The organism is Streptomyces alboflavus, assembly GCF_000716675.1.
Classification (GTDB): domain Bacteria; phylum Actinomycetota; class Actinomycetes; order Streptomycetales; family Streptomycetaceae; genus Streptomyces; species Streptomyces alboflavus.
On sequence record NZ_JNXT01000023.1, the window covers coordinates 1 to 15373 of the forward strand.

Here is a 15373-nt window from a genome sequence, read left to right on the forward strand (position 1 = left end):
GCTGGGACGGGTGCTGAGTGCGTGGTCGGGGCTGAGGCGGGCGTGCGGGCGGGTGTGGGGGCCCAGGGCGGGGCGGGGCTTGGGACGGGGGAGGCGGGGGGGGGTGAGGCGCTGGACGGGGACGGGCGGGGTGAAGCCGCGGGCGGGGGTGAGGCTGGTGGTGAAGGGGCCAGCGGTGACGGGGCCAGCGGTGACGCGGCCGGTGGTGCGGAGTCCGCCTCACTGGCCGAGCGCAGGTGGTCGGCCGGGCACGACGTGCGGCACGCGGTGCACGGGGCGGGGTGGGTGCAGGGGAGCGGTCTGGGGCGGGTGACGGTGCGGTTCGAGACGCCGGGGTCGGCGCCGGGGCGGGTGCGGACGTTCCGGACGGATGATCCGGAGCTGGAGGCGTCGGATCCGTTGCCGTTGGTGGCTTCGGGGCCTGGCGAGGGTGGTCGGGCGGCCGTGGAGGTCGGTGCCGCTGAGGATGCTGTGGGTACCTGGGAGCCTGGGGTGGCCGGGGCGCCGGAGGTGTCGGGGGCGCCGTGAGCGCCGAGGGCTCTCTCTGGGGCCTGGGGTACGTACAGCAGCGGGCCGCAGCAGGCTACGGCGAGCCCCGCGAGCCAGGGGTGGGCCGGGTGAGCCAGGGGTGGGCCGAGCGAGCCAGGGGTGGGCTGCGGGCGCTGGTTAGACCTGTGTGCCCCGGGGGTGAGACCTGTGTGCCCCCAGGGTGACGCGTGTGCCCCCAGCGGTGAGCCGACGGGCGCGGTCTCGGCGTGCCCGTGGGCAGGCCGGCGATGCAGTCTCGACGTGCCCCGGGGACGGGTCGGCGGGCGCAGCCTCCGCATTGCCCCACGGCGGACCAGCGGCGCTGCCGCGACGTACCCCCGGGGCGGCCCACCGCCGCAGCCCCGCCGCGTCGGCTACGCGGACGTCTGGCCGAAGTCCGCGTCCGGCGGGGGCGGCGGCGGGGCCAGGTCCAGGCCGTAGTGGCGGTAGAGCTGGAGTTCCTGCTCCGGGGACAGATGGCGGCCGACGCCGAAGTCCGGGGCGTCCTTGATCAGGGCGCGTTCGAAGGGGACCCGGAGGGTGCCGTCGTCGACCAGCTCGCTGGGCTCCAGGGGGACGAAGGCGTCCCTGCTGAACAGCCCCGTCCGTATGGCCGCCCACTCCGGCGCACCGGTGGCATCGTCGAGATAGACCTCGTCGACTGTGCCGATCTTGGCCCCGTCGCGGTCGAACGCCTTGCGGCCGATCAGGTTGCGCGGATCGATGTCGGTCTGCACGGGCCCTCCAACTGGTCGCGAGTCGTTCGTGCTCGTTCCCGCTCGTACCCGGTTCTGCTTACTTGTGCCTGGACGTACCTGGTAGTACCTGCTCGTACATACTCGTCCGGAATGTGCCTGTCATCACTACGAAAGAGCACATCGAGGCGGGCGGCCACTCGAGGGATCGGTCGCGGTCCTCGCTGGTAGGCTGGCGAGTGGCTGTTGACCCCGTGCGGGAGAGCTCTTCGGTGGCAGCACCGGAGGCGCCGAAGGAGCAACTCCTCCCCGGAATCTCTCAGGCCCATGTACCGCACGGACGAGGTCACTCTGGAAAGCAGGGCGGGCGTCGGGCGGGCACGTTCGAAACCCTTCCTCACCGACGGTGAAAGCAGTGCTGTCCTCGGGCGGTGCTGTGAAGCTCTCAGGTTGAGATGACAGAGGGGGAGGCCGTCCGGGTACCCGCGCCGTGGTGCCCCTCGCAGGTCGTGTCAGACCAGGAGGCCTCCGCTATGACCGCCACTCCTCGTACTCCGCTTTCGCAGCTGGAGCAGGGAATCCCCTTCGAACAGCGGCACATCGGACCCGATGCAGAAGCCCGCGCCAAGATGCTCGCCCAGGTCGGGTACGGCTCCCTCGACGAGCTGACGGCCGCAGCGGTGCCGGATGTGATCAAGAACGCCGAGGCCCTCGAGCTGCCCGGCGCGCGGACCGAGGCCGAGGTCCTGGCCGAGCTGCGCTCGCTCGCCGACCGCAACCAGGTGCTCGACTCGATGATCGGGCTCGGCTATTACGGCACGTTCACGCCGCCGGTGATCCTGCGGAACGTGATGGAGAACCCGGCCTGGTACACGGCGTACACGCCCTACCAGCCGGAGATCTCGCAGGGCCGCCTGGAGGCGCTGCTCAACTTTCAGACCGTCGTCGCCGACCTGACCGGACTGCCCACCTCCGGTGCCTCCCTGCTCGACGAGGGCACCGCCGCCGCCGAGGCCATGGCGCTCTCCCGGCGCCTGGGCAAGGTCAAGAACGGCGTCTTCCTCGTCGACGCCGACGTGCTGCCGCAGACCGTCGCCGTGATCCAGACGCGCGCCGAGCCGACCGGCGTCGAGGTCGTCGTCGCGGACCTCACGGACGGCATCCCGGCCGACGTCGCCGAGCGTGGCGTGGTCGGCGTGCTGATCCAGTACCCCGGCGCCTCCGGTGCCGTACGGGACATCAAGGCGCTCATCGACCAGGCCCACGACCTCGGCGCAATCGTTTCTGTGGCCGCCGACCTGCTGGCGCTCACACTGCTCACCTCGCCGGGCGAGCTCGGTGCGGACATCGCCGTCGGCACCACCCAGCGCTTCGGCGTGCCGATGGGCTTCGGCGGCCCGCACGCCGGCTACATGGCCGTGCGCGAGAAGTTCGCCCGCAGCCTGCCCGGACGCCTCGTCGGGGTGTCCGTCGACGCCGACGGCAACAAGGCCTACCGCCTCGCGCTGCAGACCCGTGAGCAGCACATCCGCCGCGAGAAGGCGACCAGCAACATCTGTACCGCGCAGGTGCTGCTCGCCGTCATGGCCGGGATGTACGCCGTCTACCACGGGCCCGAGGGCCTCAAGGCGATCGCCCGGCGCACCCACCGCTACGCGACGATCCTCGCCGCGGGCCTCAAGGCCGGTGGCGTCGAGGTCGTGCACGAGGCGTACTTCGACACGCTGACCGTCCGTGTGCCGGGCAAGGCCGCCGACATCGTGACCGCGGCCCGCGAGGGCGGCGTGAACATCCACCTCGTGGACGCCGACCAGGTGTCGTTCGCGTGCGACGAGACCACGACGCGGGCGCAGCTCGCCGCGGTCTGGACGGCGTTCGGCGTCGAGGCCGACGTCGAGGCGCTCGACGCGTCCGCCCCGGACAGCCTGCCCGCCGCCCTGCTGCGCTCCGACGACTTCCTCGCGCACCCCGTGTTCCACCAGTACCGCTCCGAGACCGCGATGCTGCGCTACCTGCGCCGCCTCGCCGACCGGGACTACGCCCTTGACCGCGGCATGATCCCGCTGGGCTCCTGCACCATGAAGCTCAACGCCACCACGGAGATGGAGCCGGTCACCTGGCCGGAGTTCGGCCAGCTGCACCCCTTCGCGCCCGCCCAGCAGGCGCAGGGCTATCTGACGCTGATCCGGGAGCTGGAGGAGCGGCTCGCCGAGGTCACCGGCTACGACAAGGTGTCGCTGCAGCCCAACGCGGGTTCGCAGGGTGAACTCGCCGGACTGCTCGCGGTCCGCGGCTACCACCGGGCCAACGGCGACGACCAGCGGACCGTCTGCCTGATCCCGTCCTCCGCGCACGGCACCAACGCCGCCAGCGCCGTGATGGCCGGCATGAAGGTCGTCGTGGTGAAGACCGCCGACGACGGCGAGATCGACGTCGAGGACCTGCGGGCCAAGATCGAGCAGCACCGCGACCAGCTCGCCGTCCTGATGATCACCTACCCGTCCACGCACGGCGTCTTCGAGGAGCACGTCGCCGACATCTGCGCGCAGGTGCACGACGCGGGCGGCCAGGTCTACGTCGACGGCGCCAACCTCAACGCCCTGGTGGGCCTCGCCAAGCCCGGCCACTTCGGCGGCGACGTCTCGCACCTGAACCTGCACAAGACGTTCTGCATCCCGCACGGCGGCGGCGGCCCCGGCGTCGGCCCGGTGGCCGTGCGCGAGCACCTCGCCCCGTACCTGCCCAACCACCCGCTGCAGCCCGCGGCAGGACCCGAGACGGGCGTCGGGCCCATCTCCGCCGCGCCCTGGGGCTCCGCCGGGATCCTGCCGATCTCCTGGGCGTACGTCCGCCTCATGGGCGGCGAGGGGCTCAAGCGCGCCACGCAGGTCGCCGTGCTCTCGGCGAACTACATCGCCAAGCGCCTGGAGCCGCACTTCCCGGTGCTCTACACCGGCCCGGGCGGGCTCGTCGCGCACGAGTGCATCATCGATCTGCGCCCGCTGAGCAAGTCCACGGGCGTGAGCGTCGACGACATCGCCAAGCGGCTCATCGACTACGGCTTCCACGCGCCGACCATGTCGTTCCCGGTCGCCGGGACGCTGATGATCGAGCCGACGGAGAGCGAGGACCTGGACGAGCTGGACCGGTTCTGCGCGGCGATGATCGCCATTCGCGGCGAGATCGAGAAGGTCGCGAGCGGCGAGTGGAACGCCGACGACAACCCGCTGCGCAACGCCCCGCACACCGCCGCCGCGCTCGGCGGTGACTGGGAGCACGGCTACAGCCGCGAGGAGGCCGTCTTCCCGGCCGGAGTGGTGGCGGCGGACAAGTACTGGCCGCCGGTGCGCCGTATCGACCAGGCGTATGGCGACCGGAACCTGGTCTGCTCCTGCCCGCCGCTGGATGCGTACGAGGACTGATATCGCGGCGCCGGGGCACATGCGGCGCACATGAGTCAGGGCCGGTTCGGACGGAAGTCCGGGCCGGCCCTTGCTGTGCGTGGTGGACGGCTCAGGCGGCCGTCATCACCTGGTTGGTGCCCAGCGGCCGGTGCGGGGCGATGATCTCCCCGTTCGGCAGCAGCTCACCGGTGTCCTCGAAGAGCAGAACGCCGTTGCACAGCAGACTCCATCCCTGCTCCGGGTGGTGTGCCACGAGGAACGCGGCTTCCCGGTCGGCGGATTCGGCTGTCGGGCACGGTGGCTGGTGCTGGCACATGGAAGGGTTCTTTCGCTGCGTGGTGATGGTCGTGACGTCTGACTCGCGGCTCGATGCTGTGTTCATCGCCGCCCCCCGTTTTTTGTCGGTCCGGTCCAGTGTTGCCCTACGGGCGTGTTTCCGCAGGGATTTTGCCGCAGCGGTTCCTACTGCTTAATGACGTATCACCCGCCCGGACGGTTCAGCCCAACTCCCCTGTCTCTTCGGGTGGTTCGTGATAGCCGAAGTGGGCTAGTCCGGTTGGGCGGTGTGGTACGGGCGGTGACGAGGCCCTGACCCGCGGCGACCGGGCCGTTCGCGGCCGTGCCCCGCGGCCCGGGCGGGGCGGCGGGGCACGGCGGAGCTTGAGGGCGGCGGCGTCAGGCGGGCGAGCCCAGGAGCGGCGCCGGGGTCAGGCGGTGGGTGAGCACGGGCAGCAGGTCGGCGGCGCGGTGCGGGCGGTGGGCCGCGATGCCGGGGGGTGCCGGGGCGAGCGGCACCAGGAGGTCTGTGGGCGCGAGCGGGCCGCCGGCGCCGTCGTCCGAGCAGTCGGCGTGCAGCCACAGGGTGAGCATGTACAGCTCGGGTACGGACAGCAGCCGGGGCTGGTAGGGCTTCGGCATGGCCTCGGCGTGCCGCAGCGCCAGTTCGGCGGACGCGATGTACGGGCCTTCGCAGAAGTGCGAGAACGCCCAGCCGTCCGGCGTGAGCATCGTGTCGGCCGCGGCGACCGCACGCTCGCCGCAGCGGATCAGGAAGCGCCACCCGGTGAGCTTGGTCGGGGACGTGCCCGTCGCCGTGACGTGGTCCAGCTCGTGGACCGGCAGCGGCAGTTCCGCACTCGTGGGGCCCTGGGTGGCGCGCAGGACCGGGGTGCGGGCCCCGCGGACGGCGGTCGGGGAACCGAGGGCCGCGAGGACGCTGCGCAGGGCGGGCGCGGGAGCCGGGGGGACAGACAGGGGCATAGTGGGTCGCCTCTCTCATTCGACAGGCACAGTGGAGCGGGGGCAGGTGCGGACGGCGCTGTCAGCTCTGGGTCAGAGGGGCGGGGGCAGGGGGACCGCGAGCGCCAACTCTCTGCCTCAACCGCGGAGTTTATACGACGGGTGTTCTGAGAGTGTTTCGCCTAGCCGCTCCGAATATCGCGGACAAGTCGCAATCCGGTCGCCCTGCTGGGGCTTTTCTCCCGATTCCGGATCGCTTCCCGAGCGATGACCTCGGCATTCCCCGCGACTGCGGTCGGCCGATTCTCGTTCGTTTTCTTCACCACAACACGAGGACCGGAAACTGCGCACTTCGTCATGCCTGGTGAATGTGCCGCGCGGCAACTCCCTCCAGGGTACTTGTCCATGGTCCCGCACGGGGCGTTATGGATCACATCGGCTGGGCATCATCCCCCGTACACAGCGGCCGGGTCGCCGGCGGCCGCTCCGAGGAGGGACGCTTCGATGGGCGAGAAGGTCGTGGCAGGAACGTTCGACCTGTCCGATCGTCACCAGTACCGCATCAAGCTCCGGCAGTGCCTCACGGCGCTGGCCCGGCTCCTCGAGGAGCAGCGGTTCGACCGGCCCAAGAATCTGATGGGCCTGGAGATAGAGCTGAATCTGGCGGGGCCCGACGGCATGCCGAGAATGATGAATGCGGAAGTTCTTGAGCGCATCGCGAGTCGTGATTTCCAGACCGAGCTCGGAATGTTCAATCTGGAAGTGAACATTGCCCCGCACCGGTTGGGCGGCCGTGTTCTGGACCGGCTCGCCGAAGAGCTGCGCACCGGCCTCGCCTATGCCCACCGAAAAGCGAACGAGGTGGACGCGGGCATCGTGATGATCGGCATTCTGCCGACGCTCTCGCGCCAGGACCTGGTCTCCGCGAACCTCTCCGACGTGGACCGCTACGTCCTGCTCAACGACCAGATCGTGGCGGCGCGCGGCGAGAGCTTCACGCTCGACATCGAGGGGGTGGAGCGCCTCACCTGCACGTCCTCGTCGATCGCGCCGGAGGCGGCCTGCACGTCGGTGCAGCTGCACCTCCAGGTCACGCCGGGGAAGTTCGCCGACGTGTGGAACGCGGCGCAGTCCGTCGCCGCGGCGCAGGTCGCGGTGGGCGCCAACGCGCCGTTCCTGTTCGGCCGTGAGCTGTGGAGCGAGTCGAGGCCGCCGCTGTTCCTGCAGTCCACGGACACCCGGCCGCCCGAGCTCCAGGCACAGGGGGTGCGGCCGCGCACCTGGTTCGGCGAACGCTGGATCTCCAGCGCGTACGAGCTCTTCGAGGAGAACCTGCGCTACTTCCCGGCCCTGATCCCGCTGTGCGAGGACGAGGACCCGATTGGCGTGCTCGACGCCGGAGGGGTGCCGCAGCTGGCGGAACTCGCCTTGCACAACGGCACGGTGTATCGCTGGAACCGTCCGGTGTACGGCATCGCCGACGGCGTACCGCATCTGCGCGTGGAGAACCGGGTGCTGCCCGCCGGGCCCACGGTGACCGACGTGATCGCCAACGCCGCCTTCTACTACGGCGTGGTGCGGGCGCTCGCCGAGGAGGCGCGGCCGGTGTGGTCGCGGCTGCCGTTCGACGCGGCGGCCCGGAACTTCGACACTGCCTGCCGGTACGGCATCGAGGCGCGCCTGGAGTGGCCGCGCCGCGGGCGGTACGGCGGCACGACACAGGTGGCCGCCGTCGATCTCGTACGCGACGAGCTGCTTCCGCTGGCCGCCGCCGGGCTCGACGCGTGGGGGGTGGAGCCGGCCGACCGGGACCTGTACCTCGGCGTGATCGAGGAGCGATGTCGCAGGCGGGTCAACGGAGCCTCCTGGCAGTCCGCCACCTACCACCGGGCCCTGGAGCGCGGCCTGGAGCGGGACGCGGCGCTCGCGGCCACCACGCGGCGCTACTGCGAGCTGATGCACACGGGCGAGCCGGTGCACACGTGGCCGGTGGGGCTGCCGGAACTGGCGTTGCCGCTGGGCTAGGGGGTGCGGCGGGCGGGGCCGCGCCTCACTCGTGCCTCAGCGGCGTGCCGCCCGCGCCTCGTCGGCGTCCCGCGCGCTTCCCACCCGCCTCCCACCCGCGCCTCACTGCCGGGCGCCCGCCTGCACGATCGCCTTGAGGATCACCGAGTGGATCTGGGCGGGGTCGTCGACCTCGTGGCCCGAGCCGCCCGTGGCCCGGGCGATCTGGTCGGCCTCCCGCTCGTCGGCGTCCGGGCCGACCGCGATGGCGATGATCGGCAACGGCTTCTCCGGGTCGGCGAGGGCGCGCAGGCGGGAGATCAGTCCGGAGCGCGAGATGCTGCCCGGGTCCTGGTTGACGCCGTCGGTGAGCAGGACGAGCGTGTTGAACCTGCCGGGCGCGTAGCCCTCGTGGGCCTTCTCGTACGCGGCCAGTGTCGTGTCGTACAGGCCGGTCGCCCCGCCGGGGACGGGGCGCAGCGCGCCGAACGCCTTGGTGAGGCGGTCGCGCTGGGTGCCGTCGCCCTTCCGGTCGCCGAGGCGTCCGGTGGGCACCAGCTCGCGGTGGTCGCGCGCGCCGTCGAGTCGGGCGGCGAACTCCCACAGGCCGATCTCGTCGTCGTCCGTGAAGCCCGCGAGGGCCTGGAGCAGGGCGGCCTTCGTGACGTCCATGCGGGACTCGCCGCGCCCCGGCACGAGCCGGCGCATGGAGTCCGAGGCGTCGACGACGGTGATGAACCGCGCGCTCTGCACCGTGATGGTCCACATGCCGAGGGCCTCCTGCACCTCCTTGTCGGAGGGCGCCTCGTCCGGCTCCCGCGCGTACGGCTGCGGGGTGCGGCCGCCCGCCGCCGTGACCAGCTCCGCCGACGGCCGTGCCCCGTCCGTCGTGCGGAAGCCGTGTTCCGCGAGGATGCGCAGGCCCGCCCGCTCGCCGAAGAAGGTCATGAAGCGCAGCGCCGCCCGGCTCTCGTCGGTGGAGAGGTCGTTCTCGCGGATCAGCGTGTACGGATAGTCGAGGGCCGGTGAGCCGTCCTTGGGGTAGAAGAGGTCCAGCTCGTGCTCCTCGTCGGCGGACGCGTTGTGCGTGAACGACGCCTGCTCGGACAGGATCAGTGCCTCGTTGCGGCGCGGGTCGCCGCGCTCGGCGCCGGAGGAGTCGCGGGCCAGGGTGTCCAGGAGCCTGCTGTCGCTGTCGGACGTGCGGGACGCCAGGGCCTTGGCCGTCGCGGCGGCCCGGGTGTCGGCGTCCTCGGCGCCGGACGCCCGCGCGGAGACGCCGAGTCGGGTCAGGGCGAGCAGCCCGCTCGCGCTGCGCGCCGGATCCGCCGCGCCCAGCCGCGGCGCGTCCTCGCGGGCCGACACGCCCGCCAGCCGGCTCCAGGTGTACGTCTTGCGGGGCCACCCCAGCTCCTCCGCGGCGGACTCCAGCATGCCGACGCCGATCGGCGAGGAGGCCACGTTCCCCGCGGGGGACACCCGCGCCTGGTTGCCGCCGATCCCGGCGCGCCGCACCCACACCTGGGAGTCCGGCACCCACACGTCGTACGTCGCCTTCGCGCTGTCGCGGCGGATCTCGTCCGCGACCTCGTACGGCTCGCGTGCGGCGACGCGGATGTCCATGCAGTGCCCGTCCGAGGTGATGTCCCGGTCGCGCACATGGTCGGCGGCGTCCTTGAGCGCGGGTGTCACGGAGGGCGCGGCGGCGACGTCGAGGCGGACCGCGTCGTCGCGGCAGGAGGCGCCGAGCGGCAGGAACCCGGCGCGCACCGCCACCGCCGCGCCCGCCACGACGACCAGGACGAGGGCTGTGACCAGGGCGACGGCGCGGCCGCGACCCCGTGGACGTGGGTCGGATGCCGCCGTCCTGCGTCCATCGGGCAAGCTGTGACGTCCCATGGCGGTGCTCCCCTCCCCGTGCGATGAAGCTGCGACGAAGTGATGAAAAGCAACAAATGAGGATGGACGAGGATGAGGGGGCGGCGCGCCACGGTCGGCGTCCGTCCCCTCGGCCTGTCGCGCACGTGGTTCGTAAGTTCTTTCGAGACCCTAGCGGCACGGGGACGGGGATGAGGCGGGATTACTCAACTGGAGGCAGGAGTGCAAGCGGAGCCGGGGCCAATGGCCGGTTCTATTCCTGAGGCGGGGCCATCGCGGCGGTTCCTGCGGGACGAGACGGTGCTCGTCCTGGCGCTCTCACTGGGCGCGAGCGGAGTGTCCGCGCTGATCAGCTTTGTCGGCTCGGTCACGAGGCCGGGCGGTCTGAAGGACCAGGCGGCGACCCTCAACTCGTCGGCCGCGCCGGGGCGTCCATGGCTCGATCTCGCCTGGCAGCTGTTCGGCATCACGACCGCCCTGGTGCCGGTGGCCCTGGTCGCGCACTTCCTGCTGCGGGAGGGCTCGGGGCTGCGGGCCATCGGCTTCGACCGGAGCCGCCCGTGGCCGGACCTCGGGCGGGGTGCGGCGGTGGCCGCCGTCATCGGCTCCACCGGCATCGCGTTCTACCTGGCCGCGCGCGGGCTCGGCTTCAACCTCACGGTGGTGCCCGAGGACCTGCCCGACGTGTGGTGGAAGTACCCCGTCCTGATCCTCTCCGCGCTGCAGAACTCCATCCTGGAGGAGGTGATCGTCGTCGGGTATCTGCTGCGCAGGCTGGACCAGTTGGGCTGGAGTCCGACGAAGGCGCTGATCGGGAGTTCGGTGCTGCGCGGCTCGTACCACCTGTACCAGGGCATCGGCGGGTTCATCGGGAACATGGCGATGGGCGTGGTGTTCGTGTACCTGTACCGGCGGTGGGGCCGCGTCGGGCCGCTCGTGGTCGCCCACTCGCTGCTCGACATCGGGGCGTTCGTGGGATACGCGCTGCTCGCGGGCAAGGTGGGGTGGCTCCCCACGGCGTGAGGCGCGCGGCGGCGCGCCTCCGCCGCGGTCCTGCCCGCGAGCGCGCGAGCCGTCGTCATGCCAGCAGGTCGCCCTCGATGACCGTCACCGCGCGGCCGGTCAGGAGCGTGCGGTCGCCGCGCACCGAGGTGCGGACGAAGCCGGAGCGGGGCGAGGCCTGCAGGCCGGTCAGGTCGGTGCGGCCGAGCCGCTCGCTCCAGAACGGGGCGAGCGCGGTGTGCGCGCTGCCCGTCACCGGGTCCTCGTCGATCCCGACGCGCGGGAAGAAGCCGCGCGAGACGTAGTCGTACCCCCGGCTCGGATCCTCGGCGGGCGCGGTCGCGATGACGCCGCGCTCGGAGTGCTCGGCGAGGCTCCGGTGGTCCGGCGTGAGCGCGCGGACCGCCTTCTCGTCGGCCAGTTCGACCAGCAGGTCGCCGAGGTGCGGGCCCGTGTCGTACGCGGCGACCGGCCGCGCGCCCAGGGCCCGGACCGCCGCCTCCGGCAGCTCGGCCGGGGTGAGCGGGGCCGTCGGGAAGTCGAGCGTGAGGGTGCCGTCGGCGTGGGCGGTGGCGCGGAGCACGCCCGCGCGGGTGGCGAAGCGCACGGGGCCCGTGGCGGCGCCCGTGGCGTGCAGGACGTGGGCCGTGGCCAGCGTGGCGTGGCCGCACAGGTCGACCTCGGTGGCGGGCGTGAACCAGCGCAGCGCCCAGTCCGCCTCGCCGCCTGCGGGCAGGGGGTGGGCGAAGGCCGTCTCGGCGTGATTGACCTCCAGGGCCACGTGCTGGTGCCAGGCGTCGTCCCGGAACGCGTCGAGGAGTACGACCCCGGCGGGATTGCCGGTGAACGGGCGGTCGGCGAAGGCGTCGACGATACGGATCCGCGTGCTCGGTGCTGTCGTCATGGGGGCGACGTTAGAAGGCCAATCGCAGATGCCGCCAAGGCCAATCGGCCTCTACTGGACCTGGTTTCCCACCTTCGGCACCGTGAGCGTTCCGGGTGTTCCGGCGCCTTCGGCTGGTTCGTCGATGCGGGTCAGCTTCTGCGGATTCCGCATGAGGTGGATCCGGGTGACCCGGCCGTCCTCCAGTACGAGGCTCATCGCGGTCGGCCTCCCGTCGATCTGGAACCGGCCCGCGGGCGCGCCGTCGAGCCAGGAAGTCGGTCGTGCGCGTGCCGCTTCACAGTGTGGAGCCGTGGGATCCGGCGTGGTCGGATGGGGCGACGGCGGCCCGTGCGGCTCGCTCGATCTTGGCGCGCTGGGCATTCCAGAAGGTCGCGTTCCGCTGCGGAGTCGCGTACCGGGCTGTCGTGCCGGTCGACTCGTCGAGCTGTTCGCGCAGGATGTCGGCGTGTCCAGCGTGCCGACTGGTCTCGGTGAGCATCTGGACCAGGATGTTGAACAGCTTCACGTCGGGCCGTGGCCACCAGGGCACGTGGCCGGAGGAGTCGAGGGCGAGGGCGGTGATCGTCGTGTCTGAGTGCTCCCAGGCGCGACGGTAACGGCCGACGATCTCGTCGCGCGTCTCGTGCTCGGTCGCCCACATGTCGGCACCGTGTTCCCCGGGGGCGTCCCACCGGGGCAGCGGCCCGGGGAACGGCCGGTCGAAGACCTCCCCGAAGTACCTGGACTCCAAGATCGACAGGTGCTTGACCAGGCCGAGAAGGTTCGTGCCCGTCGGGGTCAGGGGGCGGCGGACGTCGTACTCGCCGAGCCCGTCGAGTTCCCAGAGCATCACCTCGCGCATCTCTCGGAGATCGCTGTGCAGGTACTCCTTCGCGAAGTCATCGATCACGGGACATGAGCCTGCCATGCGCCGTGGGCGGGCTCAACCCGCGCCCGTAGCTGTCGAGTTGGTGTCGATCGTGACGGGTGGAGGACTCCGAGGCGCGCCGCGCTTCCGCGCCGTCATGCCGGCGCAGCCGACGACGTGAACGACAAGCACGCCTCGATGGGGGTTGCCGACTGAACAGTTCCGATATATCGTTGAAGCATCGCGACTGGTCAACGATGTCTCTACCTGATCGTCGTTTGTCGCGGGAGGACTCGCCGCAAGGGTGGGTCACCAGGAAAGGAAAGATCGCTATGCGTTCCCACGGTTTTGAGCACAAGCACGGTCATGGACGCGGGCGCGGCCCGTACGGACCCGGTCGTGAGGACCGGGGCGGGTTCGAGGGCAGGCGCGCTGCGTTCGGGCCCTTCGGTCCCGGGTTCGGCGGCCCTTGGGGCGGCGGGCGCGGAGGCCGGGGCGGGCCCCGGGGCAGGGCGCGGCGCGGTGATGTGCGCGCCTCGATCCTGGCCCTCCTGAAGGACCGGCCGATGCACGGTTACGAGATGATCCAGGAGATCGCCGAGCGCAGCGGCGGGGCGTGGAAGCCCAGCCCCGGCTCGGTCTACCCGACCCTCCAGCTCCTGGAGGACGAGGGTCTGATCGCCAGCGAGAGCGAGGGCGGCAAGAAGCTGTTCGCGCTCACCGACTCCGGCCGCGAGGCGGCGGAAGAGGGCCCGGACGCACCCTGGGAAGAGGCCGGGCGCGGCGTCGACTTCGAGGCGCTCACCGAGATCCGGCAGGCCGGGTTCGGCCTGATGGAGGCGTTCGGCCAGGTCTGGAAGACCGGCTCCAAGGAGCAGCGAGAGAAGGCGCTCACGGTCATCAACGACGCCCGTAAGAAGCTGTATCTGATCCTCGCCGATGAGGACTGACGCGGTGCGGGCCCGCCGCCCGCACCGCTGGTGAAGCGCCCCGCGCGTGCTGCGCGGGGCGCTTCGCTGTCGTGCCCCCGGCGCGCGCGAGGTCAGGTCACCAGTGCGCCCAGCTTGCGGAGCGACTCGTTCATGGCCGCCGTCGCCGAGTCCTTGAGCTTGCCCGCCATGAGGCTCACCGCGGCGCCGGAGAACTCGCCGTTCGCGCGGATCGTCGTCGCCTCGCCGTCGGGTTCGAGCGTGTAGCGGGTGCTGACGTCGACGCCCATCGGGCCCTTGCCCTTGATCGCGAAGGTGCGGGCCGTCTCCACCTCCACGATCGTCCACGCGACCTCGGCCGGAAAGCCCATGAGCTTCATGTTCTCCGTGAAGGTGCCGCCCGTTTCGAGGGTCTCGGGGCCGCCCTTCGGGAAGCTGGTGTGCGTGGAGTTCCACTGCGCGTACGAGGTGAAGTCCGTCAGCTGCGCCCAGACCTTCTCCGCCGGTGCCTCGATGCGTGCCTCCGCGCTGACTTCGGCCATTGCGACCACCCCTTCTCGTCGGGTGCTGCGCCGGGCGCAGCCACGGTGTCGCGGAACGTATCCCCAGGCCTCGGAACATTCAATACTGATGGATCGTCAGATCTGTGGGCCCGGGTAGGGTTGGCTTCTTTGCCCGCACCGCAGGAAGGCCCTCTATGTCCTGGTCAGACCACTCCGCCGTGGTGACACGACTGCGTGCCGCGGGCTGTGTGTTCGCCGAGGACGAGGCGGATCTGCTGCTCGCCGCCGCCGAGGGGCCGGACCAGCTGGACGCGATGGTCGCGCGACGCGTGAGCGGGCTTCCGCTGGAACACGTCGTCGGGTGGGCCGAGTTCGCAGGTCTGCGCGTCGCCGTCGACTCGGGCGTCTTCGTGCCGCGCCGCCGCACCGAATTCCTGGTCCGTGAGGCGGCCTCGCTCGCCGGGCCCGGAGCCGTGGTCGTCGACCTGTGCTGCGGCTCGGGCGCGCTCGGCGCCGCGCTCGCCGCCGCCCTCGGAGACGTCGAACTGCACGCCGCCGACATCGACCCGGCCGCCGTGGCCTGCGCCCGCCGCAATGTCGCCGCGGCCCGGGGGCACGTCCACGAAGGCGACCTCTACGAAGCGCTGCCCGGCCGGCTCCGGGGCCGGGTCGACGTGCTGCTCGCGAACGTTCCGTACGTCCCGACGGACGAGGTCGCCCTGCTGCCCGCCGAGGCGCGCGAGCACGAGGCGCGGGTGGCCCTCGACGGGGGCGTGGACGGGCTCGACGTGCTGCGGCGGGTGACCGCGGACGCGAGGGCGTGGCTGGCGCCGGGCGGACGGCTGCTGTTCGAGACGAGCGAGCGTCAGGTGCCGTCGGCGGTCGAGGCCGTCGGAGCGGCGGGGCTCGTGGCGAAGGTGGTCACGGATGACGAGCTGTACGCGACCGTGGTGGTGGGGGAGCGGGCGTAGGCATGGGTGGTGGGGAGCGGGCGTAGGCGCGGACAGGGGGAGCAGGTGTAGGCATGGGTGGTGGGGAGCGGGCGTGGGCGTCGCCGAGCGGGCGCGCGCAGCCGGTCCCGGCCCGTCCGGGCCGCCGCCACCGCGTTCCGCCTCAGCCCACGCGCCGTATCACCGCCGCGTCGAAGAGGTCCAGGGCCCGCGGGAAGGGGCCCTCGTCGTGGCAGTGCCAGGCGTCCCAGAACAAGTCGGCGGGCAGCGCGTCCGCGGGGGCGTACACGCGGTACACGTACTGCCTGCCGTCGATGGCCAGGAGGGCGACCATCCAGCACCTGCTCTCCATGCCTCTGACAGACGAGCGCCGGTGCGTGGCGGTTGCGCACCCGGCGTGAAGCAAGGCGGCGCGCGCCCCACCTGGGAAAACAGTCAGATGTCATCCGTAAGGAGGACAACCTATTCGGCCATCCCCAACCTGTGT

General features: G+C 71.7%; 13 protein-coding genes, 1 pseudogene and 1 riboswitch. Of the genes and pseudogenes, 5 read left to right on the forward strand and 9 right to left on the reverse strand.

Features of this window, described 5'->3' with window-relative positions:
* Nucleotides 1-902 precede the first annotated feature (902 nt).
* On the reverse strand, nucleotides 903-1265 hold the full coding sequence (locus OO63_RS19125) for a PRC-barrel domain-containing protein (RefSeq protein WP_030358584.1): 363 nt from the start codon (nucleotides 1263-1265) through the stop codon (nucleotides 903-905).
* A gap of 205 nt (nucleotides 1266-1470) precedes the next feature.
* Nucleotides 1471-1568, forward strand: a riboswitch (glycine riboswitch).
* Nucleotides 1569-1756: 188 nt separating this feature from the next.
* On the opposite strand from OO63_RS19125, the gene gcvP reads away from it, so the two are divergent.
* Nucleotides 1757-4645, forward strand: coding sequence for an aminomethyl-transferring glycine dehydrogenase (gcvP, locus tag OO63_RS19130; RefSeq protein WP_030358585.1), 2889 nt, complete (start codon nucleotides 1757-1759; stop codon nucleotides 4643-4645).
* A gap of 91 nt (nucleotides 4646-4736) precedes the next feature.
* Here gcvP and OO63_RS19135 read toward each other — a convergent pair whose 3' ends face one another.
* Together OO63_RS19135 and OO63_RS19140 are read right to left on the reverse strand one after the other, a co-directional pair.
* A complete protein-coding gene (locus OO63_RS19135; protein ID WP_030358586.1) occupies nucleotides 4737-4943 on the reverse strand; it encodes a DUF5999 family protein in 207 nt (68 codons plus the stop codon).
* Between the two features lie 359 nt (nucleotides 4944-5302).
* The gene (locus tag OO63_RS19140; protein ID WP_030358587.1) at nucleotides 5303-5887 is read right to left on the reverse strand and encodes a hypothetical protein; all 585 of its coding nucleotides are present in this window, start codon (nucleotides 5885-5887) and stop codon (nucleotides 5303-5305) included.
* Between the two features lie 483 nt (nucleotides 5888-6370).
* Here OO63_RS19140 and OO63_RS19145 point away from each other — a divergent pair, with 483 nt between their 5' ends.
* Nucleotides 6371-7891 (forward strand): glutamate-cysteine ligase family protein, encoded by a 1521-nt coding sequence (locus OO63_RS19145; protein ID WP_030358588.1) that lies wholly within the window; start codon nucleotides 6371-6373, stop codon nucleotides 7889-7891.
* Nucleotides 7892-7993: 102 nt separating this feature from the next.
* Here the strand turns inward: OO63_RS19145 and OO63_RS19150 are convergent, their stop codons facing one another.
* Entirely contained in the window at nucleotides 7994-9769 is a 1776-nt protein-coding gene (locus OO63_RS19150) for a substrate-binding domain-containing protein (protein WP_030358589.1), read from the reverse strand.
* A gap of 201 nt (nucleotides 9770-9970) precedes the next feature.
* Between OO63_RS19150 and OO63_RS19155 the strand changes: the two genes are divergently transcribed.
* On the forward strand, nucleotides 9971-10771 hold the full coding sequence (locus tag OO63_RS19155) for a CPBP family intramembrane glutamic endopeptidase (RefSeq protein WP_030358590.1): 801 nt from the start codon (nucleotides 9971-9973) through the stop codon (nucleotides 10769-10771).
* A 55-nt stretch (nucleotides 10772-10826) separates the two neighbouring features.
* On the opposite strand, the gene OO63_RS19160 is transcribed toward OO63_RS19155, so the two are convergent.
* From OO63_RS19160 to OO63_RS19165, 3 genes and pseudogenes are all read right to left on the reverse strand, one after another.
* The gene (locus OO63_RS19160) at nucleotides 10827-11654 is read right to left on the reverse strand and encodes a PhzF family phenazine biosynthesis protein (RefSeq protein WP_030358591.1); all 828 of its coding nucleotides are present in this window, start codon (nucleotides 11652-11654) and stop codon (nucleotides 10827-10829) included.
* A 51-nt stretch (nucleotides 11655-11705) separates the two neighbouring features.
* Nucleotides 11706-11906 (reverse strand): annotated as a pseudogene (locus OO63_RS43610) (hypothetical protein); the annotation flags it as partial.
* Nucleotides 11907-11931: 25 nt separating this feature from the next.
* Nucleotides 11932-12546, reverse strand: a complete 615-nt coding sequence (locus tag OO63_RS19165) for a DinB family protein (protein ID WP_030358592.1) — start codon at nucleotides 12544-12546, stop codon at nucleotides 11932-11934.
* 290 nt (nucleotides 12547-12836) lie between these two features.
* Between OO63_RS19165 and OO63_RS19170 the strand changes: the two genes are divergently transcribed.
* The gene (locus tag OO63_RS19170; protein ID WP_030358593.1) at nucleotides 12837-13454 is read left to right on the forward strand and encodes a PadR family transcriptional regulator; all 618 of its coding nucleotides are present in this window, start codon (nucleotides 12837-12839) and stop codon (nucleotides 13452-13454) included.
* Nucleotides 13455-13546: 92 nt separating this feature from the next.
* On the opposite strand, the gene OO63_RS19175 is transcribed toward OO63_RS19170, so the two are convergent.
* Nucleotides 13547-13975, reverse strand: coding sequence for a type II toxin-antitoxin system Rv0910 family toxin (locus OO63_RS19175; protein ID WP_030358594.1), 429 nt, complete (start codon nucleotides 13973-13975; stop codon nucleotides 13547-13549).
* A 155-nt stretch (nucleotides 13976-14130) separates the two neighbouring features.
* Here OO63_RS19175 and OO63_RS19180 point away from each other — a divergent pair, with 155 nt between their 5' ends.
* Nucleotides 14131-14907 (forward strand): putative protein N(5)-glutamine methyltransferase, encoded by a 777-nt coding sequence (locus OO63_RS19180; RefSeq protein ID WP_030358595.1) that lies wholly within the window; start codon nucleotides 14131-14133, stop codon nucleotides 14905-14907.
* A gap of 142 nt (nucleotides 14908-15049) precedes the next feature.
* On the opposite strand, the gene OO63_RS43615 is transcribed toward OO63_RS19180, so the two are convergent.
* Complete coding sequence (locus OO63_RS43615; protein ID WP_030358596.1) at nucleotides 15050-15238, reverse strand: hypothetical protein; 189 nt, start codon at nucleotides 15236-15238, stop codon at nucleotides 15050-15052.
* Nucleotides 15239-15373: the final 135 nt, after the last annotated feature.

Bases quoted from the DNA above. Each gene is read 5' to 3' on its own strand.
- gcvP (WP_030358585.1), top strand. From the start codon at position 1,757: ATGACCGCCACTCCTCGTACTCCGCTTTCGCAGCTGGAGCAGGGAATC.
- OO63_RS19135 (WP_030358586.1), bottom strand. From the start codon at position 4,943: ATGTGCCAGCACCAGCCACCGTGCCCGACAGCCGAATCCGCCGACCGG.
- OO63_RS19140 (WP_030358587.1), bottom strand. From the start codon at position 5,887: ATGCCCCTGTCTGTCCCCCCGGCTCCCGCGCCCGCCCTGCGCAGCGTC.
- OO63_RS19145 (WP_030358588.1), top strand. From the start codon at position 6,371: ATGGGCGAGAAGGTCGTGGCAGGAACGTTCGACCTGTCCGATCGTCAC.
- OO63_RS19150 (WP_030358589.1), bottom strand. From the start codon at position 9,769: ATGGGACGTCACAGCTTGCCCGATGGACGCAGGACGGCGGCATCCGAC.
- OO63_RS19160 (WP_030358591.1), bottom strand. From the start codon at position 11,654: ATGACGACAGCACCGAGCACGCGGATCCGTATCGTCGACGCCTTCGCC.
- OO63_RS19170 (WP_030358593.1), top strand. From the start codon at position 12,837: ATGCGTTCCCACGGTTTTGAGCACAAGCACGGTCATGGACGCGGGCGC.
- OO63_RS19175 (WP_030358594.1), bottom strand. From the start codon at position 13,975: ATGGCCGAAGTCAGCGCGGAGGCACGCATCGAGGCACCGGCGGAGAAG.
- OO63_RS19180 (WP_030358595.1), top strand. From the start codon at position 14,131: ATGTCCTGGTCAGACCACTCCGCCGTGGTGACACGACTGCGTGCCGCG.
- OO63_RS43615 (WP_030358596.1), bottom strand. From the start codon at position 15,238: ATGGAGAGCAGGTGCTGGATGGTCGCCCTCCTGGCCATCGACGGCAGG.